Source organism: Methylobacterium sp. WL103, from assembly GCF_008039885.1.
Classification (GTDB): Bacteria; Pseudomonadota; Alphaproteobacteria; order Rhizobiales; family Beijerinckiaceae; genus Methylobacterium; species Methylobacterium cerastii.
This window is the reverse complement of sequence record NZ_VRUX01001016.1, coordinates 1-935: the sequence shown is the minus strand read 5'-3', so window position 1 is coordinate 935 and position 935 is coordinate 1. Positions and strand designations below refer to the sequence as shown.

1 protein-coding gene and 2 pseudogenes are annotated in these 935 nt (G+C 72.8%); 2 read left to right on the top strand and 1 reads right to left on the bottom strand.

Annotation, left to right across the window (positions count from 1 at the left end):
- Positions 1 to 273: pseudogene (locus FV222_RS27445) on the top strand (hypothetical protein); the annotation flags it as partial.
- Between the two features lie 140 nt (positions 274 to 413).
- Here FV222_RS27445 and FV222_RS27440 read toward each other — a convergent pair.
- On the bottom strand, positions 414 to 638 hold the full coding sequence (locus FV222_RS27440) for a hypothetical protein (RefSeq protein ID WP_187277510.1): 225 nt from the start codon (positions 636 to 638) through the stop codon (positions 414 to 416).
- Here FV222_RS27440 and FV222_RS27435 point away from each other — a divergent pair.
- Positions 625 to 935 (top strand): annotated as a pseudogene (locus FV222_RS27435) (hypothetical protein); the annotation flags it as partial. The gene FV222_RS27440 and the pseudogene FV222_RS27435 sit on opposite strands and share 14 nt — an antisense overlap.

The following is a 935-nucleotide window of genomic DNA, read 5'->3' as shown; positions in this document are numbered from 1 at the left end:
ACCGGGACCGGCCAGGCCAACTCCGTCGCCAACGGGCAGATCGCGACCTCGCCGGCCGACGTGCGGGCGCAGTCCGAGAACAAGCCGACCGCCGCCGTCGAGGCCGCGAAGGGCGGCGAGCCGTCGACCCAGGCAAGCCTCTCGGCCGAGGACAAGGTCTCCCAGGCCAAGACGGCGCTGCAGCGCGCCACCGACCTCAACGCCAAGGGCGACCCGTCCTGCCGCGACGCGGTCCAGCAGGCCCGCTCGCTGATGCCGCAGCAAGGTCGCTGAGCCACGCCAAAAACCGTCGCAGGGCGTGTCCTCGACGCAGGACACGCCCTGCATCTTGCCGCTCGGGCGCCCGGCCGTTCGACGGCTCCGTCACGTCAGCCTGAGCGGACGCGAACGCCGCGGCGCTAAAACATCGCCGGTCAGGCCTCGACCTCCGCCTTCGGAAAGCCGAGGCCGCGGACGAAGCCGTTCCAGTCGGCGTTCCGCAACGCGCCGCCGGTCGCCTGGGCGTGACCGTTGCCGTAGCGTCCGTCGGCGTTGGCCGGGCGGTGCTCGGCCAGGAAGGCGATGAGGTCGCGCCCGCTCGCCGAGCGCGCGGCGAAGTGGACCCAGCCGGGCCGATAGCCGACGTTGGCAGCGATCACGACCTTGTCCTTCAACCGGCCGCGCCATTGCTGCGCGATCAGCGGATGGATCTGGCAGGGCGAGTCCAGCACGATCAGCGGGAACGGCCTCGATCCGGAGCGGACCACCGCCCTCCTCGCCTGGTGGGCCGCCGGCGCCCTGGGCGACCAGGCCGACCTCCTGTGGCTGGCCGCGGTCGGCCTGATCGGCGACATGGCCGAAGGGCTGGATTTTCCGGAGATGGCGGAGGCCCAGGCGCGCTGGGGCAAGACCGCCCTTCGCGACGCCACGGCGCTCGTCAACGCCCCGCGCCGCAC